Here is a 25,401-nt window from a genome sequence, read left to right on the forward strand (position 1 = left end):
GGGATGCTGGACGCGATGGCCAGGAAGACAGCTCAAGACGACCCGCTCGCCCCCGTCACGATCGCGGTGGGCCAGGAAGACCTGCTGTTGGACCGCGCGGTGCAGCAGGTGGTGGCGGCCGCCCGGGCGGCCGATGCGGACACCGATGTGCGCGACCTCACTTCCGATCAGCTCCAGCCCGGCACCTTGGCCGAACTGACCAGCCCCTCGCTCTTCGCCGAGCGCAAGGTCGTCGTGGTGCGCACCGCACAGGACCTTTCCGCGGACACCGTCAAGGACGTCAAGGCGTATCTCGGCTCGCCCGCCGAGGAGATCACGCTGGTGCTGCTGCACGCCGGCGGCGCCAAGGGGAAGGGGCTGCTGGACGCCGCCCGCAAGGCCGGGGCGCGCGAAGTGGCCTGCCCCAAGATGACCAAGCCGGCCGACCGGCTGGCCTTTGTGCGGGGCGAGTTCCGTGCGGCCGGGCGGTCGGCGACGCCCGAGGCATGCCAGTCGCTGGTCGATGCCATCGGCAGCGATCTGCGTGAGCTGGCCTCGGCCTGTTCGCAGTTGGCCGCCGATGTCGAGGGCACCATCGACGAGGCCGTCGTCGCGCGCTACTACACGGGCCGGGCCGAGGCGTCGAGCTTCACCGTCGCGGACCGTGCCGTCGAGGGCCGGGCCGCCGAGGCGCTGGAGGCACTGCGCTGGTCCCTCGCCACCGGCGTCGCCCCCGTCATGATCACCAGCGCGCTCGCTCAGGGCGTCCGCGCCATCGGCAAACTGGCCTCCGCCCCGCGCGGCGCCCGCCCCGGCGACCTCGCCCGCGAACTGGGTATGCCGCCCTGGAAGATCGACCGGGTGCGGCAGCAGATGCGCGGTTGGTCGGCGGACGGTGTGGCCACGGCGCTGCGCGCGGTGGCAGCGGCCGATGCGGGGGTGAAGGGCGGCGGGGACGATCCTGCGTACGCCCTGGAGAAGGCCGTCGTGGCGGTTGCCCGGGCGGCCCGTTCGCGGTGACACCCGGCTCCCCGTTGTCGGTGCGGGCGTTCGGCAGCGTGATCAGATCCTGCGCGGCGACGGCGTCGGTTTCAGCGGCGGTGTCGGCGTGGGTACCGGCGCCGGTGTCGGCATCGGCGCCGGTGTCGGTGTCGGTGTTGGTGTCGGCATTGGCGTCAGCGTCGGCCCGTGGGCGGGCCGGCCACCGTCATCGAAGGCGGTCGTCGGCGTGATCAGCGCTCCGGGCGCAGTCGCCTGAGAGTCTCCGTCGCGCTGGTCTTCAGCATCGTGGCCACTTCGGTGGCGGTCGGCTGCTTGCCGCTGCCGCTGCCGCTGCCACTGCTCGACGCATAGCTCGACCACGTCGACTGGTACGTCATCCAGCCGTCCCGGACGCCGAGGATCACGTACGAACTGCTGCTCGTGCTGCCCTCGTCCTTCCGGGTCACCAGATAGGCCTCGTCGCCGATTCCCGGTACGGCCTCGACCTTGTAGCCGACCGAGGTGTCCTGCTTCTCGTACGAGCGGTAGCCGTCGGCGAACTCCGGCGTCGGGTCGGCCTCCTTGTGCAGCGTGGCGGTGTTGTAGAGCCAGGTGGAGGAGTAGGCGGAGGTGCTTGCGCCGTCCTGCTCGAACGAGATGTTGCACGTCATCGTGTCCAGTGACTTCAGCTGGGCGCCGCTGTGCTGCGGATTGGCATCCTTCGAGGCCGTTCCGGTGCTCGCCTTGGTCTTGTAGTGGGCGTCCTCGAAGGGGGTCATCGAGGTGTCCGCGCACAGATCGCTCGTGTAGGCGTAGCCCGCGGAGTCGGGGCTGGGTTCGGAGGAGAAGCCCCCGGTGGCGAACAGCAGCGAGGCCCAGATCGCGGACGCGGCGACCACCCCGCCGACGGCCCAGAGCCAGCCGGACATGCCACGGCCCGCGCCACCGGGTGCGGCAACGGGTGCACCCGCGGGTGGCCCTGTGGGCGGGGCCGGTACGCCGGGCGCCGGATAGCCGTATCCGCCGGTCTGCCCCGGAGGTATGGCCTGCTGTGGGTAGGGATTCTGCGGTGCGTAGGGATTCTGCTGTGTGGGCACCGGATTCTGGGGTGCGGGCACCTGGCCGTATGGGTTCGGCTGCGGCTGGGCGTGCGGATTGTTTTGTTCCCCCGAATGAGACATGGCCGCAGCGTAGCGGACCCGGCGGAAAGCGAACCCGGATCTGCGGTACGGAATTCCCCCGCAGGGTGAGCAGACCGAAATGCGGCCCATCCGCCCGCCATCCGCCGGCCCCCCGACCCCACCCCGCAAGCTCATGTCACCTTCGCCCCCTGCCACGACCCCGGGAGCTGCTGCCTCAACTGCCCCAAAGTGATATCCCCGCAGCGATGGCACCGCCGTAATGACGTCGCAGCAATGGCCCCACAGCGGAGCCCCCACAGCAGGAGCCCGGCGTGGGAACACCACAACACATTCCGTCGCCCACGGCTCTCTGCAACAGAACCCCACAAGAATCCCCGTAAAGAAACCTCGCGCAGAACCCTCGTGAAGGACCCTCGCAAAGAAATCTCGAAAGGGAACTCCACAACGAAGGCCCCATGGGAAAGCCCCGCACCAAAAGCCCCACGCAATCCCACCCCGGCAAAATTCCCACCGGCCAGGCCCCGACCGCAGAGGGACCCCCACCGGCAGGGAGACCCCCACCCGCAGCCCCCCCCACCGCCACAGCCCCCGCCGCCCCGCCCCCACGAAAGAAAGAAGACCCCGCCTCACCCCTGGGGAAGGGGTGAGGCGGGGCCTTCGTATCAAGCTGTTGCGGCTCGGTCGGCGGGGTGCGCCGAGTGGGCCGGGTGTGCCGCACCCGCGTGGCGAACGCAGGCCGTGTGCGGCACGGTGGTGCATCGGTCAGGGAGCGGAGAGAGGGGCCGCTGGGTCCCTGTCGACAGGGGTACTACGGGTGCTGCGGTGGAGGAAGGTCAGACCTGGACGGCCGATGACCTCCTCCGGAGGGAGGTCAGGCCTTGAGGGACGCGACCTTCTTCGCCAGCGCCGACTTCTTGTTGGCGGCGGCGTTCTTGTGGATGACACCCTTGCTGACGGCCTTGTCGAGCGTCTTGGCAGCGGCGGCCTGGGCGGTGGTGGCCTTCTGCAGGTCACCGGCCTCGACGGCCTCGCGGGTGCGACGGATCGCGGTCTTGAGAGTGGACTTGACAGCCTTGTTGCGCTGACGAGCCTTCTCGTTGGTCTTGATCCGCTTCATCTGGGACTTGATGTTCGCCACGAAAGAGCCTTTTCAGGTTCGTTGGAGTTTCGAGTGGCGCCTCGTACGAGAGAGGGCACGAAGCGCAGTGGACCAGGCTACCAGCAGGGTCTGCGGCCGCCCAAACCGGACCGCTGCCCTCGCCCGAACCGGACCGGCGCCCTCGCCCGAAACGGACCGGGCCCCTCGGTCATGGGACCATGGGGGAGACGTCATATACCCGAGTCCCGCCTACCCGCGTTCACTGAATGGACCCTGCGTGCCCGCGACCCCTACGAACGTGCCGGAGCCGAGCCGTACCGATCCGGCCCTCCTCCGTAACTTCTGCATCATCGCGCACATCGACCACGGCAAGTCGACGCTCGCCGACCGGATGCTCCAGCTCACCGGTGTCGTCGACCAGCGGCAGATGCGCGCGCAGTACCTCGACCGCATGGACATCGAGCGCGAGCGCGGCATCACGATCAAGTCCCAGGCGGTCCGGCTGCCCTGGGACCCCTCCGAGGGTGAAGAGCGAAGTGGGACGACCCACATCCTCAACATGATCGACACCCCGGGCCACGTCGACTTCACCTACGAGGTCTCGCGCTCGCTCGCCGCGTGCGAGGGCTGCATTCTCCTCGTCGACGCCGCTCAGGGCATCGAGGCCCAGACCCTCGCCAACCTCTACCTGGCGATGGAGCACGACCTCACGATCATCCCCGTCCTCAACAAGATCGACCTGCCGGCCGCCCAGCCCGAGAAGTTCGCCGCCGAGCTGGCCAACCTGGTCGGCTGCGAGCCCGAGGACGTGCTGCGGGTCTCCGCCAAGACCGGCGTCGGCGTGGCCGAGCTGCTGGACAAGGTCGTCCGCGAGGTGCCGGCGCCCGTCGGCGTCAAGGACGCCCCCGCCCGCGCGATGATCTTCGACTCGGTCTACGACGCCTACCGCGGTGTCGTGACCTACGTGAAGGTCGTCGACGGCACGCTCGGCAAGCGCGAGCGCATCAGGATGATGTCGACCGGCGCCGCTCACGAGCTGCTGGAGATCGGCACGAACTCACCCGAGATGAAGGCGGCCGACGGGCTGTCCGTCGGTGAGGTGGGCTACCTGATCACCGGTGTGAAGGATGTCCGGCAGTCCAAGGTGGGTGACACGATCACCCAGCTCAACAAGGGTGCCGAGGAGCCGCTGGGCGGCTACAAGGACCCCAAGCCGATGGTGTTCTCGGGTCTGTATCCGCTGGACGGCTCCGACTACCCCGAGCTGCGTGACGCCCTCGACAAGCTGCAGCTCAACGACGCCGCGCTGGTCTACGAGCCCGAGACCTCCGCGGCCCTGGGCTTCGGCTTCCGCGTCGGCTTCCTGGGCCTGCTGCACCTGGAGGTCATCCGCGAGCGCCTGGAGCGTGAGTTCGGCCTCGAACTGATCGCGACCGCGCCGAACGTGGTCTACCGCGTCGACATGGAGGACGGGACCGAGCACGAGGTCACCAACCCGAGCGAGTTCCCGACCGGCAAGATCGACAAGGTGCACGAGCCGGTCGTCCGGGCCACGATCCTGGCGCCCAGCGAGTTCATCGGCGCGATCATGGAGCTGTGCCAGAACCGCCGCGGCAACCTCCTCGGCATGGACTACCTCTCCGAGGACCGGGTCGAGATCCGCTACACCCTCCCGCTCGCCGAGGTCGTCTTCGACTTCTTCGACCAGCTCAAGTCCAAGACCCGTGGCTACGCCTCGCTGGACTACGAGCCCACCGGCGAGCAGGCCGCCGACCTGGTGAAGGTCGACATCCTGCTGCACGGCGACAAGGTCGACGCGTTCTCCGCGATCTGCCACAAGGACAAGGCGTACGCCTACGGTGTCCGGCTGGTCGCCAAGCTGCGGGAGCTGATCCCGCGGCAGAGCTTCGAGGTGCCGATCCAGGCCGCCATCGGCGCCCGGGTCATCGCCCGTGAGACGGTCCGCGCCATCCGCAAGGACGTCCTCGCCAAGTGCTACGGCGGTGACATCTCCCGTAAGCGGAAGCTGCTGGAGAAGCAGAAGGAAGGCAAGAAGCGGATGAAGATGGTCGGCAGCGTGGAGGTCCCCCAGGAGGCCTTCATCGCGGTGCTGTCCTCGGACTCCGACGGCGACGCGAAGGCGAAGAAGTAGGAAGAGCAAGCGGAAGAAGGCGGGAGGCAGGGTGCGGGTCCCCGAAGAGGGGGCCGGTGCCCTGTCGGCTTTCCTCCGGATCACGGCTGCCACCCGGTCCGGTCCCCGGTCCCCGGCAGCCCGCTGCGGGGGCTCGCCGCAGCCCCCTATCGGACATTGCGCGTGCTACCTACACCTATCGCACTGGTCACATCCTTAACCAGTCGGCCGTAGCCTCTTACGCGTCGGCGCCTCGCGCTCTAGTCTGATCACTGCTCAAAGGTTACTCGCGAGTCACCAGCATCGAAGCGGGCCCCGGAGGACGCCGTGACGGACACCCACACGCTGATCGAAAACCGGCCGCCTTCGGTGGCGCATCTCTTCCTGGAGCGGGTCGCGGCCACGCCCGATATCGAGGCCTATCGCTATCCGGTCCCGGCCTCGGGACCAGGACCGGACGACTGGAAGTCGATCAGCTGGGCGCAGGCCGCGGAACGGGTCTACGCCGTGGCCGCCGGGCTCATGGCGCTCGGCATACTGCCCGAGGAGCGGGTGGCGCTGGCCGCGGGCACCCGCGTCGAGTGGATCCTCGCCGACCTCGGCGTGCTCTGCTCCGGCGCCGCCACCACCACGGTCTACCCCAGCACCAACGCCGAGGAGACCGCCTACATCCTGGCCGACTCCGGTAGCCGGGTGCTGATCGCGGAGGACGCCGGACAGCTCGCCAAGGCGCGCGAGCGGCGCGCGGAGCTGCCCGGGCTGGCGCATGTCGTCGTCATCGACGAGGCGGGCGCGGAGCCCGCCGAGGGCGATCCGGAGGGCTGGGTGCTCACCCTGGCCGAGCTGGAGAAGCGCGGCACCGCCTATCTGGAGGACCACCCGGACTGCGTCAGGGAGCGGGTCGCCGCGCTGCGCGCCGACCAGCTGGCCACGCTGATCTACACCTCCGGGACCACCGGCCGCCCCAAGGGCGTGCAGCTCCCGCACGACTGCTGGGCGTACATGGCGCGGGCGATCCCGGCCACCGGCATGGTCACCGAGGAGGACGTGCAGTACCTCTGGCTGCCGCTGGCGCACGTCTTCGGCAAGGTGCTCACCGCGGGCCAGATCGCGGCCGGGCATGTGATCGCCGTGGACGGCCGGGTCGACAAGATCATCGAGAATCTGCCGGTCGTCCGGCCCACGTACATGGCGGCGGTGCCGCGGATCTTCGAGAAGGTCTACAACGGTGTCGCGGCCAAGGCCCGGCAGGGCGGCGGCGCCAAGTACAAGATCTTCCAGTGGGCGGCCGAGGTGGCCCGCGAGTACGCCAAGGTCTCGCAGGACAACTTCCGCCGCACCGGCAACGCCTCGGTGCCGTTCGCGCTCGGCGCCAAGCACAGGATCGCCGATGCCCTTGTCTACGCCAAGCTGCGGGAGGCGTTCGGCGGCCGGCTGCGCGCCGCCGTCTCCGGCTCGGCCGCGCTCTCGCCGGAGATCGGCTACTTCTTCTCCGGCGCCGGTATCCACATCCTGGAGGGCTACGGCCTGACGGAGTCCAGCGCCGCCAGCTTCGTCAACCCCGGCGAGGCCTACCGCACCGGAACGGTCGGCAAGCCGCTGCCCGGCACCGAGGTGCGGATCGCCGAGGACGGCGAGATCCTGCTGCGCGGCCCCGGCATCATGCAGGGCTACCACGGCCTGCCGGACAAGACCGCCGAGGTGCTGGAGGAGGACGGCTGGTTCCACACCGGTGACATCGGTGAGCTCTCCCCGGACGGCTATCTGCGGATCACCGACCGCAAGAAGGACCTGATCAAGACCTCGGGCGGCAAGTACATCGCGCCCGCCGAGGTCGAGGGCCAGTTCAAGGCGGTCTGCCCGTTCGTCTCCAATGTGCTGGTGCACGGCGCCAACCGGAACTTCTGCACCGCCCTGATCGCCCTCGACGAGCCGACGATCATGACCTGGGCCAAGGAGCACGGTCTGGAGGGCAAGACGTACGCCGAGGTCGTCGCGACCGATCAGGCCCGCGAGCTGATCGACGGCTATGTCGAGCGGGTCAACGAGGGGCTGCAGCGCTGGCAGCAGATCCGCAAGTTCCGGCTGCTGCCGCGCGACCTGGACATCGAGCACGGCGAGGTGACCCCCAGCCTCAAGGTCAAGCGGCCGGTGGTGGAGCGGGTGTTCAAGGACCTGCTCGACGAGATGTACGCGGGGACGCGCGAGGCGTAGCCGCAAGGGCACGGCGGTACGGGACGGGTCGGCGCGCTCCGTACCGCCGCGCTCCTACGGGCCGCTCCGTACCGCCGCGCTCCTACGGGCCGGTGTGTCGCGTCGCGCCCGTACGGGCCGGTGTGTCGCATACCGCCGCACCCGTTCGGGTGAAGACGGCGGCCGGCGGGAACCGTGGCCGCCGCCGGGGTTGTCCGTACAGGTACCCCGGGTGCCGCTTGGTGCGCGTCGGCCAACTCCCTCGGCGCGTCAGCCGAATTGGCCGCCGTGACCACCCACTTCTGTGACTCCGTGCTTATGGGTGCGCTCGTTCTGTCACTCTGTCGTTGGCGCATCCGGCGCTGTAGCGGAGCTGGTCGGGAGTTGCTCAATGCGGATGACAACTTCGTCTCCACGGGACGACGGCGTCACGGCGACGCGTATGGCGAGGGCGGGCGGGTCGCGTGGCGGACCCGTGGCCGGGCCCGGGGCCGCCGGGTCTGCGACGGGGCCCACGGCCGGTGCGGCGACCGGACCCGCGGCCGGGCCTGCCGAGGGGGCCGCGGCCCGTTCCCGGTGGGCCAGCCTGCCCGGTGATCCGCAGGCCGCTGCCGCCGCCCGCCGCTTCGTCCGGGCCGCGTTCGCCGACTGGGCCGACCAGGGGCTGGCCGGCGCGGAGAGCCTGACCGGCCGGCTCGCGGACGAAGCGGTGCTGCTGGTCAGCGAGTTGGTGACGAACGCGGTCGTGCACGCCGGTACCACCGTTGAGCTGCGCTGCCGCCTGGAGCCGGAGCGCGAACCCGGCGCGGAATCCCCGGGGAGCCGGAGCGGGGAGCCCCACGAGGGCCGGAGCGGGCAGCCGTACCCGGCGCCGCCCGCGTACGCCCCTGGCGCGGGCCTCGACGGCGCACCCGGCACCGGCCCCGACGGCGCACCCGGCACCGGCCCCGGCCTCGTCATCGAGGTCTCCGACCACCACCCCGCCCAGCCGGTCCGCGCCCACGAGGACAGCGCCGCCTCCGAGAACGGCGGCCACGGCCTCCAGCTGATCAGCGCCGTCGCCGAATCCTGGGGCATCACCTACCGCCGGGCCATGAAGACCGTCTGGTTCCGGCTGCCCGTCCGCGCCCGGGACGGCGCCGGGCCCGAGCCGGAGCTCGCCTTCGACGGCCAGTTGCTGCAGCGCGGGCTGCGGACCGCCGAGCTCCTGGCCCCGGCGCCGCGCCGCTCCGCCCGGCACGGCCACGAGGCCGGCTGGGTCGACAACGGCGCCCTCTCCTTCCTCGCCGAGGCCTCCGACCTGCTCTCCGGCCAGCTCGACGCCGATCAAGTCGCCTCGCTCGCCGCCCAGTTGATCGTGCCGCGGCTCGCCGAATGGTGCGCGGTCTGGCTCTACGACGGCGACAACGGCGCCCCCGGCCGGGGCATCGCCGCCGACGGCGAGGAACAGCGTCTCGCCCGCGTCTGGCACACCTCCGAAAGCCGGACCGACGCGCTGCGCACGGCGCTGGAGAAGCAGCCGCCGGAGCTGCCGGCCGGCGCCTCGCCCAGCGGTGCACCCGGCGCGGTCCCCTGGCCCTGGCCGTACGAGCCGGGCGGCTACGGGCCGGGCGGCGCCGCGCTCGCCTGCCCCCTGATCGCGGGAGGCCGCCGCCTCGGCACCCTGCTGCTCGGCCGGGGCGGACTGCTGCGCTTCCCCGACGAGGTGGTCGGGCTGATCGAGGACCTGGGCCGCCGGGTCGCCCGCGCCGTCGCCACCGCCCGCGCCTACAGCCGCCAGGAGCGCATCAGCCAGGTCCTGCAGCGCCGGCTGCTGCCGCGTGGGCGGGCACAGGTGCCCGGCGTGGAGTCGGCGGTGGTCTACGAACCGCGCGAGGGCGCCTGGGCGGGCGGCGACTTCTGGGATCTCTTCGACGCCGGGGACGGCCGCTGGTGCTTCGCCCTCGGCGACGTCTGCGGCAGCGGCCCCGAGGCGGCCGCGGTGACCGGGCTGGCCCGCCCGGTGCTGCGGCTGCTGGCCCGGGACGGCTTCGGGGTGGCCGCGGTGCTCGACCGGCTCAACAAGACCATGGCACGGGAGGCCGCCGACTCGGTCGCGGCGGTCGCGGCGGCGGTGGCGGCGGCCGGGGCCGGGGCGGAGGCGCCGGTCGAGATCCGCGACGAGGGCGAACAGGCCCGCTTCCTGTCCCTGCTCTACGGCGAGATCGTCCCGTACCCCGGAGGCTCCGGCGGCGCCCGCTGCACCCTCGCCAGCGCAGGACACCCGCTGCCGCTGGTGCTGGGCACGGACGGCAGGGTCCGGGTCGTCGCGGCACCGCAGATGCTGCTGGGAGTGGTGGAGGACGCCGCGTACGTCAGCGAATCGTTCGACCTCTGCCCGGGGGAAACGCTTCTGTGCGTCACCGACGGGGTGACCGAGCGGCGCTCGGGGCGGCGGCTCTTCGACGACGAGGACGGTCTGGCCCTCACCCTCGCCGCGGGCGCGGGCCTGGGCGCCACCGCCCTCGCCGACCACATCCGCAACACCGTCCACGCCTTCGGCCCGGTCCCGCCCGACGACGACCTGGCCCTGCTGGTCCTCCAGGCGGCCGGGCCGGGGGTGGCGTAGGCCCGGGTGCCGTAGCCCGGGGTGCCGTAGCCCGGGGGTGCCGTAGGGCACACCGTGTCCGGACCGGCACCGCCCCGCCATGACGGACAATGGTTCCCATGCCTTCCGCACTGCCCGATGGTGAGCCGATGCCCGAGGACGGGGCGCTGCCCGGTCATACGCCGGCGGCCGCCGCCGGCCGGCCCCTGGGCTTCTATCTGCATGTGCCGTACTGCGCGACCCGCTGCGGCTACTGCGACTTCAACACCTACACCGCGAGCGAGCTGCGCGGCTCCGGCGGCGCCCTGGCCTCCCGCGACACCTACGCCGACACCGTCGTGGACGAGATCCGCCTGGCCCGCAAGGTGCTGGGCGACGATCCGCGCCCCGTCGAGACGGTCTTCGTCGGCGGCGGCACCCCGACCCTGCTGCCCGCAGCGGATCTCGGCCGGATGCTGGCCGCGATCCGCGAGGAATTCGGCCTGGCGCCGGGCGCGGAGATCACCACCGAGGCCAACCCGGAGTCCGTCGGTCCCCGCTATCTCGACGGGCTGCTCGCGGGCGGCTTCAACCGGGTCTCCTTCGGCATGCAGAGCGCCAGGCAGCACGTCCTGAAGATCCTCGACCGTACGCACACCCCCGGCCGCCCCGAGGCCTGTGTCGCCGAGGCCCGCGCGGCCGGCTTCGACCACGTCAACCTCGACCTGATCTACGGCACCCCGGGCGAGACCGACGACGACTGGCGGGCCTCCCTGGACGCCGCGATCGGGGCCGGCCCCGACCACGTCTCCGCCTACGCCCTGATCGTCGAGGAGGGCACCCAGCTGGCTCGCCGGATCCGCCGCGGCGAGGTCCCGATGACGGACGACGACGTGCACGCCGACCGCTACCTCATCGCCGACGAACGCCTCGCCGCTGCCGGTTTCACCTGGTACGAGGTCTCCAACTGGGCCACCACCGACGCCGCGCGCTGCCGCCACAACGAGCTGTACTGGACCGGCGCCGACTGGTGGGGCGCGGGCCCCGGCGCCCACAGCCACGTCGGCGGCGTCCGCTGGTGGAACGTCAAACACCCCGGCGCCTACGCCCAGGCCCTTACCGAAGGCCGCTCCCCGGGCGCCGGCCGCGAACTCCTCTCGGACGAGGACCGCCGGGTCGAACGCATCCTCCTGGAGCTGCGGCTGGCGGACGGCTGCCCCCTGGACATCCTCGCCCCGGCGGGGGCGCGGGCGGCGGCGCGTGCGCTGGCGGACGGGCTGCTGGAGGCCGGGCCGTACGAGGCGGGGCGGGCCGTCCTGACCCTCCGCGGACGGCTGCTGGCGGATGCGGTGGTGCGGGATCTGGTGGACTGAGAAGCTGCTGTGCTCGAATGAGTGAACCAATGCGAGGGGCCCGCGGCCCCGCCTAGGCTGCTCCTAGCCTGTGCCGTATACACGGCGACGGGAAACGGAGGCCATGGAGATGACCGCTGTGGATGAACGCCGGATGACGGAGCTCTTCGAGAACCTTGAGGTTCCCGAGGGCATCAAGATGGAGCTCCTCCGGGGGGAAATCGTGATGATGGCGGGGCCTGATCTGGTCCACAACGAGATCGTCGAGGCGGTTCAGGACCAGATCCCCAGGAAACGCTGGAGGCGCCTCCAAACTCAGGACATCGCGATTCTGAGCGAGAGCAGCGAGCCCCAGCCCGACCTCGCGGTGCTGGAACGCGGAGTCGGACCGGACTCCGGACGGTTGCTGCCATCCGAAATGATCACGATGCTCGTCGAAGTCGTCTCCAAGAACAGCGTTGAGCGTGACTACGGACTCAAGCGCTCGATCTACGCTGCGGGCAAGGTGCCCGGCTACCTGATCATCGACCCCATCGTGGCCCACTGCGTCCTGCTCACCGAACCCGTCGGCGGTGGCGACGAGGCCGACTACACGGTGCAGCGGATCACCAAGTTCGGCGACCCTGTGCCGCTGGAACTGCTCGGCATGGAACTCGACACCAGCGAATTCGGGACCCTCCCCAACGTCAGGCCGCACCGCCGGCCGTGACGAAGTCGATCAGCTCCTCCACCCGCCCCAGCAGCGCAGGCTCCAGGTCCTTGTAGGAGCGCACGCAGGACAGGATCCGCTGCCAGGCGGCCCCCGTGTTCTCCGGCCAGCCCAGCGCCCGGCACACCCCCGTCTTCCAGTCCTGCCCGTGCGGGACGGACGGCCAGGCCGCGATCCCGACCGAGGACGGCTTCACCGCCTCCCAGATGTCGATGTAGGGGTGGCCCACCACCAGCGCATGCTCCCCGGTCACCCCGGCCGCGATACGCGACTCCTTCGAGCCGGGTACGAGATGGTCGACGAGGACACCGAGACGGGCGTCCGGGCCGGGGGCGAAGCCGCGGACGATCGCGGGCAGGTCGTCGATGCCCTCCAGGTACTCCACGACCACGCCCTCGATGCGCAGGTCGTCGCCCCACACCCGCTCCACCAGCTCGGCGTCGTGCCGGCCCTCCACATAGATGCGCCCGGCGCGGGCGACCCGTGCGCGGGCGCCGGGCACGGCGAGTGATCCCGACGCCGTACGCGCCGGAGCGGTGGCCGCCGGCCTGTCCTGGGGGCGTACGAGGGTGACCACCCGCCCCTCCAGGAGGAAGCCGCGCGGCTCCATGGGGAAGACCCGGTGCTTGCCGAAGCGGTCCTCCAGGGTGACCGTCGGGCCCTGCGCCGTCTTCTCGCAGCGGATCACGGCGCCGCAGAAGCCCGAGGTGACCTCCTCGACGACCAGATCGGGCTCGGCCGGCACCTCGGGGCCGGGCCGCTGCTTCTTCCAGGGCGGGGTGAGGTCGGGGCTGTAGTGCCTGTTCTGCATGGGGTGGGGCCTGTTCTTCGCGGGGGTCGGTGTTTCGGCCGGGGGTCCGGGGGGCGTCCCCCAGGGGATGCAGTCGTCGGGAGGGCGGGCGGGTGGTGTGGAGCCTGGGAGCAGCGGTGTGGAGGCGGGAAAGGGGCGGAGTGTCAGCGGGCAGTGGTCAAGAAGGCGCGACGCCGAAGCGGGCCGCCAGGGCGTCGCGTTGGGCACGGACGAAGCGGGCGTCCACCACGGCGCCATGGCCGGGAACGTACTGCGCGTCCTCGCCGCCGAGGGCCAGCAGCCGGTCCAGCGCGCCGGGCCACTGCCGGGGCAGGGCGTCGGGGCCCGCCTGGGGCTCACCGGACTCCTCGACCAGATCGCCGCAGAAGACGATCTCCGCCTCCCCGCCCCGGCCCGGTACCAGGACGGCCAGATCGTGGGCGGTGTGCCCGGGGCCGACATTGGCGAGCAGCACCTGCCGGTCGCCCAGCTCGACGGTCAGCTGGCCGTGCACATGGTGGTGCGGGGCGACGAGCAGATCGGCGGCCTCCGCGGCGGCGTCCCGCGCGACGCCCTGCCTGATCGCGTCGTGCCGCAGCTCGTCCTTGCCGCGGCGCAGCAGCTCGCCCAGGCCGGCCGCGCCGAACACCTCGACGCCCGCGAAGGCGGCCGTGCCCAGCACATGATCGAAGTGGGGGTGGGTGAGCGCGATATGCGTCACTTCCCGGCCCAGCACACCGCGGATCGTCCGGCGCAGATCCGCACCGTCGCGCAGGGTCGCACCGGTATCGACGATCATGACTCCGGTGCTCCCCGCGATCACCCCGATCGTCTCGTCCCAGCCCGGCATCCGGCGCCTGGCGACACCGTCACCGAGTCGTTCCCAACCGGCCTCTTCCCAAGCAGTGCGCATACCGAGACGCTAGCGCCATCGCGATAGCGTTGTCCGACAGATCGGCCGAACACGGTCATCGGGCGGTACTCCGCGCGCCCGCCCTTGCCGCGCCCGTGCTACCCGGCCGTACACTGGCTCAAGGTCTGGCACTCGGCCCGTGTGAGTGCCAGGAGAAACGAAGCGGCGGACGGCCGGAGTGGAGGTGCGCGGGATGCTCAGTGAACGCAGGCTGGAGGTGCTGCGCGCCATCGTCCAGGACTATGTCGGGACGGAGGAGCCGGTCGGCTCCAAGGCGCTCACCGAACGCCACCGGCTCGGGGTCTCCCCGGCCACCGTCCGCAACGACATGGCGGCCCTGGAGGACGAGGGGTTCATCGCCCAGCCGCACACCAGCGCCGGGCGGATCCCGACCGACAAGGGCTACCGCCTGTTCGTCGACAAGCTGGCCGGCGTCAAGCCGCTGTCCAGCCCGGAGCGGCGGGCGATCCAGAATTTCCTGGACGGCGCCGTCGACCTCGACGACGTGGTGGGCCGTACGGTCCGGCTGCTGGCGCAGCTGACCCGGCAGGTCGCGGTCGTGCAGTATCCGTCCCTGACCCGGTCCACGGTCCGGCACGTCGAGCTGCTGGCCCTGGCCCCGGCCCGGCTGATGCTCGTACTGATCACGGACACCGGCCGGGTCGAGCAGCGGCTCATCGACTGCCAGGCACCGTTCGGCGAGACCTCCCTGGCGGATCTGCGGGCCCGGCTCAACAGCCGGGTCGTCGGCCGCCGGTTCGCGGATGTGCCGCAGTTGGTGCAGGATCTTCCGGAGTCCTTCGAGCAGGACGACCGCGGCACGGTCTCGACAGTGCTGTCGGTGTTGCTGGAAACTCTGGTGGAAGAGACCGAAGAGCGGCTGATGATCGGCGGCACCGCCAATCTCACGCGCTTCGGGCACGATTTCCCCCTGACCATCCGGCCGGTGCTGGAGGCCCTTGAGGAGCATGTGGTGATGCTCAAGCTGCTCGGGGAGGCCAAGGACTCGGGCATGACCGTACGCATCGGGCATGAGAATGCCCATGAAGGCCTGGCGTCCACATCGGTCGTCACGGTCGGCTACGGTTCGGGCGACGAGGCAGTCGCCAAACTCGGCGTGGTCGGACCGACCCGCATGGACTACCCCGGAACGATGGGAGCGGTACGCGCAGTGGCACGTTACGTCGGACAAATCCTCGCGGAGTCGTAAGTGGCCACGGATTACTACTCGGTCCTCGGCATCGGCCGCGACGCCTCGCAGGACCAGATCAAGAAGGCCTTCCGCCGGCTGGCGCGCGAGCTGCACCCGGACGTGAACCCGGATCCGAAGACCCAGGAGCGGTTCAAGGAGATCAACGCCGCTTACGAGGTGCTGTCGGACCCGCAGAAGAAGCAGGTCTACGACCTCGGCGGGGACCCCCTCTCGCAGGCCGGCGGCGGCCAGGGCGCGGGCGGCTTCGGCGCGGGCTTCGGCAACTTCTCCGACATCATGGACGCCTTCTTCGGCACCGCGTCGCAGCGCGGACCGCGCTCGCGCACCCGCCGTGGCCAGGACGCCATGATCCGGCTCGATATCGAGCTGAACGAAGCCGCCTTCGGCACCACCAAGGACATCCAGGTCGACACCGCCGTCGTCTGTACGACCTGCAGCGGTGAGGGCGCGGCTCCCGGCACCTCGGCGCAGACCTGCGACATGTGCCGCGGCCGCGGTGAGGTCTCCCAGGTCACCCGGTCCTTCCTCGGCCAGGTCATGACCTCCAGGCCGTGCCCGCAGTGCCAGGGCTTCGGCACGGTCGTGCCGACGCCGTGCCACGAGTGCGCCGGCGACGGCCGGATCCGCTCGCGCCGCACGCTCACCGTCAAGATCCCGGCCGGTGTCGACAACGGCACCCGCATCCAGCTCGCGGGCGAGGGCGAGGTCGGCCCCGGTGGCGGCCCCGCCGGTGATCTCTATGTGGAGATCCACGAGGTGGCGCATTCGGTCTTCCAGCGGCGCGGCGACGATCTGCACTGCACGGTCACCATCCCGATGACGGCGGCTGCGCTGGGCACGAAGTGCCCGCTGGAGACGCTGGACGGGGTGGAGGAGATCGATGTCCGGCCCGGTACCCAGTCCGGGCAGTCGATTCCGCTGCACCAGCGCGGCGTGACCCATCTGCGCGGCGGCGGCCGGGGCGATCTCATCGTCCACGTCGAGGTGATGACGCCGTCCAAGCTCGACGCCGACCAGGAAGACCTGCTGCGGCGGCTGGCCAAGCTCCGCGGGGAGGAGCGGCCCACGGGGCAGTTCCAGCCGGGGCAGCAGGGTCTCTTCTCGCGTCTGAAGGATGCGTTCAACGGGCGATAGCCCCAGGTGAGCCGGGGGTCGCAGCCGTTCCGCGCGGCGGCGCGGCGGCCTCGGCCCGGGTTCGGAACGGCGCGGTGGGCGTGACACGATGTGCTCATGCCCACCGCACTGACCGATCTCTGCCGCCACCCGATCGTGCAGGCCCCGATGGCGGGAGGCGGCTCCGGACCGGAGCTGGCCGCCGCCGTCTGCGGCGCCGGCGGTCTCGGCTTCCTCGCCGCCGGCTACAAAACCGCCGACGGCATGTACCAGGAGATCAAACAGCTGCGGTCGCTGACCGACCGGCCCTTCGGCGTCAACCTCTTCATGCCGCAGCCCTCGCTGGCCGACGGCTCCGTCGTCGAGGTCTACCGCGAACAACTCGCGGGCGAGGCCGCCTGGTACGAGACCGAGCTCGGTGACACCGACGGGCCCATCGACGACGGCTACGAGGCCAAGCTCGCGATCCTGCGGGACGATCCGGTGCCGGTGGTCTCCTTCACCTTCGGCTGCCCCTCGCGCGCCGTCCTCGACTCCTTCGCCGCGGTCGGCACGTACACGGTCGTCACGGTCACCACCGCCGCCGAGGCGCAGGCCGCCCAGTGGTCGGGCGCCGACGCGGTGTGTGTGCAGGGCGTGGAGGCCGGCGGCCACCAGGGCACCCACCGGGACGATCCGCATGCGGACGGGACCGGCTCGGGGCTGGGGCTGCTGGCGCTGCTCGGCCAGGTCCGTGAGGCCGTGCAGATCCCGGTGATCGCCGCGGGCGGGCTGATGCGCGGGGCGCAGATCGCGTCGGTGCTGGCCGCCGGGGCGAGCATGGCGCAGCTGGGCACCGCCTTCCTGGCCACCCCCGAATCGGGCGCCAACCCGCTGCACAAGCAGGCGCTGACCAACCCGCTGTTCACGCATACGGAGTTGACCCGGGCGTTCTCCGGGCGGCCCGCCCGCGGACTGGTGAACCGCTTCCTGCGCGAGCACGGCCCGTACGCCCCGGCCGCCTACCCCGCCGTCCACTACCTCACCTCCACGGTGCGCAAGGCCGCCGCCAAGGCGGGCGACGCGCAGGGCATGAACCTGTGGGCGGGGCAGGGCCACCGGCTGGCGCGGGAGCTGCCCGCCGGGCGGCTCGTGGACGTACTGGCGGTCGAACTGGACGCGGCGCGCGCCGCGTTGAGCCGCCCGGGCGCCGGCGGTGCCGCATGACCGCTCCGGTGTTCCTCGTCGATTCGCTCGCGGACATACGGGCCGGCGGCACGCTGACCCTGGACGGTCCCGAGGGCCGGCACGCGGTGTCGGTGCGCCGGCTGCGGGCCGGTGAGGAGGTCGTCCTGACGGACGGCCACGGCACCGGCGCACACGGCACGGTCGCCGCCGTCGAGGGCAGGGACCGGCTCACCGTCGCGGTCGCCGAGCTGCGCACCGAGGCGTCGCCGGACCCCACCATCACCGTCGTCCAGGCGCTCCCCAAGGGCGACCGCGGCGAGCTGGCCGTCGAGACGATGACCGAGACCGGTGTGGACGCCATCGTGCCCTGGGCGGCGGCGCGTTGCGTCACCCAGTGGAAGGGCGAGCGGGCCGCCAAATCGCTGGGCAAATGGCGTGCCACGGCCCGTGAGGCGGGCAAGCAGTCGCGCCGGCTGACCTTCCCCGAGGTCGCGGACCCGCTGACGACCAAGCAGGTGGCCACCCTGCTCGCCGACGCCGACTTCGCCGCCGTCCTCCACGAGGAGGGCAGTTCCCCGCTCGCCACCGCCGAACTTCCCGCCGAGGGCCGGATCGTGCTCGTCGTCGGGCCGGAAGGCGGGGTCTCCCCGGAGGAGCTGACCCTCTTCGCCGAGGCGGGCGCCAGGCCCTACCGCCTGGGGACGACCGTGCTGCGCACGTCCACGGCGGGCACCGCGGCCACGGCGCTGCTGCTGGGGCGCACGGGGCGCTGGAGTTAGGGAGCCACATTCCAGGGCCGGTCTTCCGGCCCGGGGCGGGGCCGGCGGAGCACGAGGCCGGCAGAGCGGACCGGCCCGGCCGGCGGGGACCGCGCGGCGTGGGGTGGGGTGGACGCCCGGGTACGGCCCGCCCGGTAGCATCCGAGGCCGTGCGCACCGTGCGCAGGACGGATGACCCGGGAGGAGCCACCGGTGGCGGGAGAACCGCAGGCGGACTGCCTGTTCTGCAAGATCGTGGCGAAGGAGGTTCCGGCGACGATCGTCCGGGAGACCGACACCACCGTCGCGTTCCGCGACATCAACCCCCAGGCGCCCACCCACGTCCTGGTGATCCCCAAGGTGCACTACCCGGACGCGGCGAGCCTGGCCGCCGCCGAACCGCAGATCATCGCCGACATACTGCGCGAGTCCCGCGAGGTCGCCGCCGAGGACAAGGTCGAGGACCGGGGCTACCGGGTCGTCTTCAACACCGGCGCCGGCGCGGGCCAGACCGTCTTCCACGCCCACCTGCACGTGCTCGGTGGCCGCGGCCTGCAGTGGCCCCCCGGGTAACGCACCGTGTCCGTACGTGAATTGGTGGTTCTCGGCACCGCGAGCCAGGTCCCCACGCGGCACCGCAACCACAACGGCTACCTGCTGCGGTGGGACGGCCAGGGGCTGCTCTTCGACCCCGGCGAGGGGACGCAGCGGCAGATGCTGCGCGCCGGGGTCGCCGCCCACGACCTCCACCGGATCTGCATCACGCACTTCCACGGCGACCACTCGCTCGGCCTGGCCGGGGTGATCCAGCGGATCAACCTCGACCGGGTGCCGCACCCGGTCACCGCCCACTACCCGGCCAGCGGGGAGCACTTTTTCGACCGGCTGCGCTATGCCACCGCGTACCGGGAGACGGTCCGGCTGGTCCAGCGGCCGGTGGCCGTGGACGGTGAGCTGGAGCGCTCGGCGGCGTACGTCCTGGAGGCGCGCAAGCTCTCGCACCCGGTCGAGTCCTACGGCTACCGGCTCATCGAACCGGACGCGCGCCGGATGCTGCCCGAGCGGCTGGCGGCGCACGGCATCGCCGGACCGGACGTCGGGCGCCTGAGGCGGCTCGGCGAGCTGAACGGCGTCACCCTCGACGAGGTGAGCGAGCGGCGCCCCGGCCAGCGCTTCGCGTTCGTCATGGACACCCGGCTGTGCGACGGCGTCCATGCGCTCGCCGAGGGGGCGGACCTGCTGGTGATCGAGTCGACGTTCCTCGACGAGGACGTCCAACTGGCCACCGACCACGGACACCTGACCGCCGGGCAGGCGGCGCAGGTCGCGGCGTCGGCGGGGGTGCGGCACCTCGTGCTGACGCACTTCTCGCAGCGCTACGACGACCCCATGGAGTTCGAGCGGCAGGCCCGCGAGGCGGGCTTCACGGGCGAGCTGACCATCGCCAAGGACCTGATGCGGGTGCCGGTGCCCAAGCGGCGCTGAACGCCCGGCGGAGTTCCGTCCGCCGGGCGTGCGCCGTGCTTCCACGGGCGTGCGCCGTCTTTCTACGGGTGTGTGCCGCGCGTCTACGGCAGGAAGTACATCGGGTTCGGCAGCTTGAACGTCCGGTCCCCGGCGCCGCCGTTCAGGTCGCTGTACTGGTCCCCGAAGTTGGCGACGAGGCGGTAGCCGAGGGATTCGATGTGCTTGCGGGTGCCCGACTTGTACTCGACCGTCGTGCAGGTGGCGCCGCAGGGCAGGTAGGCCGGCGGGTGCTCCTTGTTCTTCAGGTAGACGTGCCGGGTGTCCAGGGGCACGTCGTAGCCGACGTTCTTGAGGTTGCGCACGCTCCAGTCGCGCTGCGCCTCCTTGCGGCCGGTCAGGAAGAACACCTCGGCGCCCTTGGCGTGCGCCCAGTTGACGAGCCGGTTCATGCCGAAGACCGGGTCCATGTCGTGGTGGGCCAGGTACTTGTCCTGGCTCTCCTCGGTGTAGTGGAAGCCGACCTGGAGCTCGTAGTTGTAGGTGAGCAGGGTCGTGTCGTCCATGTCGAGGACGATGGCGGGCTTGGCCTGCTTGCCCTGCTTCCCCGTCCGGCTGTGCTGCGCAAGGGCCGTGGACAGGTAGCTGCGGGCCTTGGCCTCGATGCCGCGGACCTGGCGGGCGTAGTTGCTGTGCGGGGAGGCGTAGTGCTCGCCGTCCGCCGTCACGGTGTCGCCGTAGTACGCCTTGATCTTGTCCTGCACCTGCGTGAGGTTGGGGACCTCTTTGTCGGTGCGCGGCACGGAGTGTTCGGCGGTGGCCTGGCCTATGCCGAAGACGGCGGTGCCGGTGACGAGAGCGGCGACCGTCGCGGCGCCGAGCCGGGCCCTGCGGGTGAGGGCGGGGCGGAAACGGGAGGGGCGGGGCATGCGCGGCTCCTTGGGAGACATCAGTGGACTTCGTAGGTCTAACAGAGCCTCAAGTCGGTCTCTACGCGCGAAGATTCAACCCTTGGTAAAGGCTCATGGGAGATCACGGACCCGGCCGTGGTCCTGTGCGGGGTGGCCCGGCACGCGTACGGTGAGGCACGGATCGGTGGCGGTGCGCCACAGTGGTCCCGTACGTGATCTTTGAAAGGGGCTGTTCCGATGGCACAGGAAGTGCGCGGCGTGATTGCGCCGGGGAAGAACGAACCGGTCCGGCTGGAGACCATCCTGGTGCCGGATCCGGGCCCCGGCGAGGCCGTGGTGAAGATTCAGACGTGCGGGGTGTGCCACACCGATCTGCACTACAAGCAGGGCGGCATCAACGACGACTTCCCGTTCCTGCTCGGACACGAGGCGGCCGGCGTCGTGGAGTCGGTCGGCGCCGGCGTCACCGATGTGGCGCCGGGGGACTTCGTCGTCCTGAACTGGCGGGCGGTGTGCGGCCAGTGCCGCGCCTGTCTGCGGGGCCGCCCCCAGTACTGCTTCGACACCCACAACGCCCGTCAGAAGATGACGCTGAAGGACGGCACGGAGCTGTCCCCTGCGCTGGGCATCGGCGCCTTCGCCGACAAGACGCTGGTCGCCGCCGGACAGTGCACCAAGGTCGACCCCCGGGTGGCGCCCGAGGCGGCCGGGCTGCTGGGCTGCGGGGTGATGGCGGGCATCGGCGCCGCGATCAACACCGGGGGCGTCGGGCGGGGCGACTCGGTCGCGGTCATCGGCTGCGGCGGCGTCGGCAACGCGGCCGTGGTGGGCGCGCGGCTGGCCGGCGCGGTCACGATCATCGCCGTGGACATCGACGACCGGAAGCTGGAGACCGCGCGCTCCATGGGCGCCACCCACACGGTCAACTCCCGTAACGCCGACCCCGTCGAGGCGGTCCGCGAACTGACCGGCGGCTTCGGCGCCGACGTCGTCATCGACGCGGTCGGCCGCCCCGAGACCTACCGGCAGGCGTTCTACGCCCGCGATCTGGCCGGGACCGTCGTCCTGGTCGGCGTCCCCACCCCGGACATGACCCTGGAACTGCCCCTCCTGGACGTCTTCGGCCGCGGCGGCGCGCTCAAATCCTCCTGGTACGGCGACTGTCTGCCCTCCCGCGACTTCCCGATGCTGGTCGATCTGCATCTGCAGGGCCGGATCGACCTGGGGGCGTTCGTCACCGAGACCATCGGCATCGAGGACGTGGAACAGGCCTTCGCGCGGATGGAGTCGGGCGATGTCCTGCGTTCGGTGGTGACGCTCTGATGGCGGCCCGTATCGACCACCTGGTCACCTCCGGAACCTTCTCGCTCGACGGCGGCACCTGGGACGTCGACAACAACGTATGGATCGTCGGCGACGACGAGGAGGCGATCGTCATCGACGCCTCCCATGACGCCGACGCCATCCTCGAAGCCCTCGGCGGCCGGACGCTGCGCGCGATCGTCTGCACCCACGGGCACGACGACCACATCGACGCGGCCCCGGCGCTGGCCTCCCGCACCGGCGCCCGGATCCATCTGCACCCCGCCGACCTGCCGTTGTGGAAGATGACCCATGCGGACACCGCGCCGGACGCGGAGCTGGCGGACGGCCAGGTGCTGACCATCGCCGGTACGGATCTGACCGTGCTGCACACCCCGGGCCATGCGCCCGGCGCGGTCTGCCTCTACGCCGCCGACCTGGGCACCGTCTTCACCGGCGACACCCTCTTCCAGGGCGGCCCCGGCGCCACCGGCCGGTCCTTCTCGGACTTCCCGACGATCGTGACCTCGATCCGGGACCGGCTGCTCACCCTGCCGCCCACGACCCAGGTCCGTACCGGACACGGCGACCCGACGACGATCGGGGCGGAGGCCCCGCACCTGGACGAGTGGATCAAGCGGGGGCACTGAGGGGCGCGCGGGGCCGCTGAGGCCGCGCGGGGCCATTAACGCGCGGGGCCATTAAGGGGAGGGGCGGCCGCATCCCGTAAGGGTTGCGGACGCCCCTTGCGGGCCACAACGCGGCGTGGGCGGAGGGTATTCCGGCGGTGGGCGGTGGGCGGTGGGCGGTGGGCGGAGGGCGGAGGGTGTTCCGTTCCGGGGCTCCGCTACCTCACACCTCCTTACGACGCCATCTCAGGAGGCCTCTTCAGGAAGCCTCCTCACGCCTCCCCGGCCGCCCGCTCCAGGATGCGGGCGGCCACCGCGGGGGAGTCCACCAGCGGATGCAGCGCCAGCGCCCGCAGCGCGGCGTCCCTGTCCTTGTAGACCGCTGCCTCCACCGTCGCCCGCTCCACCGCCTTGACCTGCAGCATCAGCCCCAACTGGTCCTCGGACAGCGGCGCACACGGCAGCGGCCCGGCGCCCTGCGACGTCACCTCGCACACCGTCTCCACGATCGCGTCCGGCGCCAGCTGCGGCACCGTCGTCCCGTTGCGGACATTGAGGATCAGCCGGGTCCCGCTGTCGCCCACGATGGCGTGCATCAACGCCAGCGCCACCCGGTCGTAGCCACCGCCCTCCAGGTCGTGGCTGTCGCGCTGCCAGCCGCCACTGGCCTCCCTGCTGTGCGCCATATACGTCTCCTCGCGCTCCAGCCGGGTGCGCTCCCACAGCTCGTACGCCCCCTTCGGGCCGCCGGCCGACGCGGCCCGCTCGAAGAAGCCGCCCTGCTGCTGATCGAGGAATTCACCGCGGGTCTCGGTGGTGTCCCGTACGGAGCCGAGGGTTTCGCGGCGGAAGTAGTAGTAGTGCAGATACTCGTTGGGCAGCACGCCCAGGGTCCGCAGCCAGTCGGCGCCGAAGAGCCGGCCCTCCTCGAAGGAGCCCAGCGCGGCGTCGTCGGCGAGCAGCCCCGGCAGCAGCTCGGTGCCGTCCAGCGTCAACGACCGCAGCCAGCCGAGGTGGTTGAGCCCCACATAGTCGTAGCCGACCCGGCCGGTCTGGTCGAAGGCCGCAGGGTCCACGCCGGCCGCCCGTGCCGCCCGGCGCACCAGCCCCACCGGCGAATCACAGATCCCGATGACACGGTCGCCCAGCACCTGGGACATCGCCTCGGTGACCGTGCCCGCCGGGTTGGTGAAGTTGATGACCCACGCCCCCGGGGCGAGAGCCGCGATCCGCTCGGCGATGTGCAGGGCCACCGGGACCGTCCGCAGGCCGTAGAGGACACCGCCCGCGCCGACCGTCTCCTGGCCGAGCACCCCCTCGGACAGCGGGATCCGCTCGTCGCGGATCCGCCCTGCCGTGCCGCCCACCCGGATCGCCGAGAAGACGAAGCCGGCCCCGGCCAGCGCGTCGTCCAGCCGGTTCTCCACCCGTACGGGCACCGGCGCCGGATGCCCCCGCGCCAGCCGCGTCAGCACCTCGGCGATCACCGCCACCCGGCGCGGATCGCTGTCGTGCAGCACCACCTCGGAGACGGCGTGCGCCGGGTCGTCCAGCAGCGCGCGGTAGACCAGCGGCACCCGGAAGCCGCCCCCGCCCAGAATCGTCAGCCTCATGGGGCGGAACGTACCTCAGCATCAGGCACACTGGCGGCACGTGCCGATACGAGAGGAGCGAGCACGGTGAGCAGCCGACGCGATGACCTTCTGCCCGCGGGACCGGCCGCAGTGCCACCGGCCCTCGATCCGCTGGCCGCGGTGCGCGCCGACGGCGATCCGTACACCGACGTCTACCTCACCGGCACCGTCTTCCTGGACATCATCTTCACCGGCCTGGACAGCGCCCCCGTCCGCGGCACCGAATCGTGGGCCCGCGGCATGGGCTCCAGCCCCGGCGGCGTCGCCAACATGGCCACCGCGCTGGCCCGGCTCGGCCTGCGCACCTCCCTGGCCGCCGCGTTCGGCGACGACCACTACGGCGAGTACTGCTGGGAAGCGCTCGAACAGGGCGAGGGCATCGACCTGGCGCTGTCCCGCACCGTCCCCGGCTGGCACTCCCCGGTCACCGTCTCCATGGCGTACGAGGGCGAGCGGACGATGGTCTCGCACGGCCACGAGGCGCCGCCGCCCGACTTCGCCTTCGACGGCAAGCACGCCCCGGGCTGCCCGCCGCCGTCCCGCGCCTGCATCGCCTCGCTGGTGCCGGGCCGCCGGGAGGGCTGGCTGGGCTGCGCGGCCGGCCGCGGCAGCCGCATCTTCGCGGACGTGGGCTGGGACGACACCGGCCGCTGGGACCCGGCCGACCTCGCCGACCTCGAACACTGCGAGGCGTTCCTGCCCAACGCCGAGGAGGCGATGCGCTACACCCGTACGGACTGCCCGCGCGATGCCGCCCACAAGCTCGCCGACCGGGTGCCGCTCGCGGTGGTCACGCTGGGTGCCGAGGGCGCCTACGCGGTGGACGGGCGGACCGGTGAGAGCGCCGAGGTGCCCGCCATCGCCGTGGAGGCACTGGACCCCACGGGCGCCGGGGACGTCTTCGTCGCCGGATTCGTCACCGGCACGCTCGCCGACTGGCCGCTCGCCGACCGGCTCTCCTTCGCGGGACTGAGCGCCGCGCTGTCCGTACAGGAATTCGGCGGCTCGCTGTCCGCACCGGGATGGGCCGAGATCGCCGGCTGGTGGCAGCAGGTGCGCGCCTACGAGGCGGGTGCGCCGGGCGCACTGCGCCGCCAGTACGCCTTCCTCGACGAGGTGCTGCCCGCGGCCTACCGGCCCGCTCCGCTGGCCCGGGCCGTCCCCACGATCGGCTTCCGCCGCCCGGCCTGAGCGGCCCCCGGGCCGGACCGGACGCGCACCGGCCGCCCCCCGCCAGGGCACCGGCCGCCCCCCGCCAGTGTCCGGCCGTCCCCGGCAGGAAAAGACCTCGGGCTTGTCGGTGCCCCGTCGTACTCTTGTATCCCAAGGAGTCGAGTGCAGGTCATTGCAGGCAG

Annotated in this window: 21 protein-coding genes; 15 read left to right on the forward strand and 6 right to left on the reverse strand. The window is 71.7% G+C overall.

The window, feature by feature from the left end; all coding sequences use genetic code 11:
* The first annotated feature begins 15 nt into the window (after positions 1-15).
* Positions 16-999, forward strand: a complete 984-nt coding sequence (holA, locus tag OHS81_RS24900) for a DNA polymerase III subunit delta (RefSeq protein ID WP_328386878.1) — start codon at positions 16-18, stop codon at positions 997-999.
* 212 nt (positions 1,000-1,211) lie between these two features.
* On the opposite strand, the gene OHS81_RS24905 is transcribed toward holA, so the two are convergent.
* Positions 1,212-1,889 (reverse strand): hypothetical protein, encoded by a 678-nt coding sequence (locus tag OHS81_RS24905; RefSeq protein WP_328386879.1) that lies wholly within the window; start codon positions 1,887-1,889, stop codon positions 1,212-1,214.
* A gap of 1,084 nt (positions 1,890-2,973) precedes the next feature.
* Positions 2,974-3,240, reverse strand: a complete 267-nt coding sequence (rpsT, locus tag OHS81_RS24910; protein WP_327156985.1) for a 30S ribosomal protein S20 — start codon at positions 3,238-3,240, stop codon at positions 2,974-2,976.
* Between the two features lie 238 nt (positions 3,241-3,478).
* Between rpsT and lepA the strand changes: the two genes are divergently transcribed.
* From lepA to OHS81_RS24935, 5 genes are all read left to right on the forward strand, one after another.
* Positions 3,479-5,353, forward strand: coding sequence for a translation elongation factor 4 (gene lepA / locus OHS81_RS24915; protein WP_328386880.1), 1,875 nt, complete (start codon positions 3,479-3,481; stop codon positions 5,351-5,353).
* Positions 5,354-5,659: 306 nt separating this feature from the next.
* The gene (locus OHS81_RS24920; RefSeq protein WP_328386881.1) at positions 5,660-7,546 is read left to right on the forward strand and encodes an AMP-dependent synthetase/ligase; all 1,887 of its coding nucleotides are present in this window, start codon (positions 5,660-5,662) and stop codon (positions 7,544-7,546) included.
* A 370-nt stretch (positions 7,547-7,916) separates the two neighbouring features.
* Entirely contained in the window at positions 7,917-10,133 is a 2,217-nt protein-coding gene (locus tag OHS81_RS24925) for an ATP-binding SpoIIE family protein phosphatase (RefSeq protein WP_328386882.1), read from the forward strand.
* Between the two features lie 98 nt (positions 10,134-10,231).
* The gene (hemW, locus tag OHS81_RS24930; protein ID WP_328386883.1) at positions 10,232-11,464 is read left to right on the forward strand and encodes a radical SAM family heme chaperone HemW; all 1,233 of its coding nucleotides are present in this window, start codon (positions 10,232-10,234) and stop codon (positions 11,462-11,464) included.
* Between the two features lie 109 nt (positions 11,465-11,573).
* Positions 11,574-12,152: a Uma2 family endonuclease gene (locus tag OHS81_RS24935; protein ID WP_328386884.1), complete on the forward strand. Its 579-nt coding sequence runs from the start codon at positions 11,574-11,576 to the stop codon at positions 12,150-12,152.
* On the opposite strand, the gene OHS81_RS24940 is transcribed toward OHS81_RS24935, so the two are convergent.
* Positions 12,130-12,963: a DUF3097 domain-containing protein gene (locus OHS81_RS24940; RefSeq protein ID WP_328386885.1), complete on the reverse strand. Its 834-nt coding sequence runs from the start codon at positions 12,961-12,963 to the stop codon at positions 12,130-12,132. The two genes, OHS81_RS24935 and OHS81_RS24940, sit on opposite strands and share 23 nt — an antisense overlap.
* Before the next feature lie 157 nt (positions 12,964-13,120).
* Entirely contained in the window at positions 13,121-13,855 is a 735-nt protein-coding gene (locus OHS81_RS24945; RefSeq protein WP_328386886.1) for an MBL fold metallo-hydrolase, read from the reverse strand.
* Between the two features lie 193 nt (positions 13,856-14,048).
* Here OHS81_RS24945 and hrcA point away from each other — a divergent pair, with 193 nt between their 5' ends.
* From hrcA to OHS81_RS24975, 6 genes are all read left to right on the forward strand, one after another.
* Positions 14,049-15,065 (forward strand): heat-inducible transcriptional repressor HrcA, encoded by a 1,017-nt coding sequence (hrcA, locus tag OHS81_RS24950; protein WP_159480823.1) that lies wholly within the window; start codon positions 14,049-14,051, stop codon positions 15,063-15,065.
* Positions 15,066-16,202 carry a molecular chaperone DnaJ gene (gene dnaJ / locus OHS81_RS24955; protein WP_328386887.1) on the forward strand — a complete coding sequence of 379 codons (1,137 nt, stop codon included), beginning with the start codon at positions 15,066-15,068 and terminating at the stop codon, positions 16,200-16,202. It begins immediately after the preceding gene.
* Between the two features lie 96 nt (positions 16,203-16,298).
* Positions 16,299-17,387, forward strand: a complete 1,089-nt coding sequence (locus tag OHS81_RS24960; protein WP_328386888.1) for a nitronate monooxygenase — start codon at positions 16,299-16,301, stop codon at positions 17,385-17,387.
* Positions 17,384-18,127: a 16S rRNA (uracil(1498)-N(3))-methyltransferase gene (locus OHS81_RS24965; RefSeq protein ID WP_328386889.1), complete on the forward strand. Its 744-nt coding sequence runs from the start codon at positions 17,384-17,386 to the stop codon at positions 18,125-18,127. Before OHS81_RS24960 ends, OHS81_RS24965 begins: the two co-directional genes overlap by 4 nt.
* A gap of 192 nt (positions 18,128-18,319) precedes the next feature.
* Positions 18,320-18,679 carry a histidine triad nucleotide-binding protein gene (locus OHS81_RS24970; protein ID WP_328386890.1) on the forward strand — a complete coding sequence of 120 codons (360 nt, stop codon included), beginning with the start codon at positions 18,320-18,322 and terminating at the stop codon, positions 18,677-18,679.
* 6 nt (positions 18,680-18,685) lie between these two features.
* Positions 18,686-19,591, forward strand: a complete 906-nt coding sequence (locus tag OHS81_RS24975; protein WP_328386891.1) for a ribonuclease Z — start codon at positions 18,686-18,688, stop codon at positions 19,589-19,591.
* Between the two features lie 83 nt (positions 19,592-19,674).
* On the opposite strand, the gene OHS81_RS24980 is transcribed toward OHS81_RS24975, so the two are convergent.
* On the reverse strand, positions 19,675-20,499 hold the full coding sequence (locus OHS81_RS24980; protein WP_328386892.1) for an HAD family acid phosphatase: 825 nt from the start codon (positions 20,497-20,499) through the stop codon (positions 19,675-19,677).
* A gap of 219 nt (positions 20,500-20,718) precedes the next feature.
* Between OHS81_RS24980 and OHS81_RS24985 the strand changes: the two genes are divergently transcribed.
* Positions 20,719-21,804 carry an S-(hydroxymethyl)mycothiol dehydrogenase gene (locus tag OHS81_RS24985; protein ID WP_328386893.1) on the forward strand — a complete coding sequence of 362 codons (1,086 nt, stop codon included), beginning with the start codon at positions 20,719-20,721 and terminating at the stop codon, positions 21,802-21,804.
* On the forward strand, positions 21,804-22,433 hold the full coding sequence (locus OHS81_RS24990) for an MBL fold metallo-hydrolase (protein WP_328386894.1): 630 nt from the start codon (positions 21,804-21,806) through the stop codon (positions 22,431-22,433). The genes OHS81_RS24985 and OHS81_RS24990 overlap by 1 nt, the downstream gene beginning before the upstream one ends.
* A 251-nt stretch (positions 22,434-22,684) precedes the next feature.
* Here the strand turns inward: OHS81_RS24990 and OHS81_RS24995 are convergent, their stop codons facing one another.
* The gene (locus tag OHS81_RS24995) at positions 22,685-24,025 is read right to left on the reverse strand and encodes a 6-phospho-beta-glucosidase (protein ID WP_328386895.1); all 1,341 of its coding nucleotides are present in this window, start codon (positions 24,023-24,025) and stop codon (positions 22,685-22,687) included.
* A 66-nt stretch (positions 24,026-24,091) separates the two neighbouring features.
* Between OHS81_RS24995 and OHS81_RS25000 the strand changes: the two genes are divergently transcribed.
* Entirely contained in the window at positions 24,092-25,237 is a 1,146-nt protein-coding gene (locus tag OHS81_RS25000; protein ID WP_328386896.1) for a carbohydrate kinase family protein, read from the forward strand.
* Positions 25,238-25,401: the final 164 nt, after the last annotated feature.

The sequence above is a fragment of the Streptomyces sp. NBC_00400 genome, from assembly GCF_036048035.1.
Taxonomy (GTDB): Bacteria; Actinomycetota; Actinomycetes; order Streptomycetales; family Streptomycetaceae; genus Streptomyces.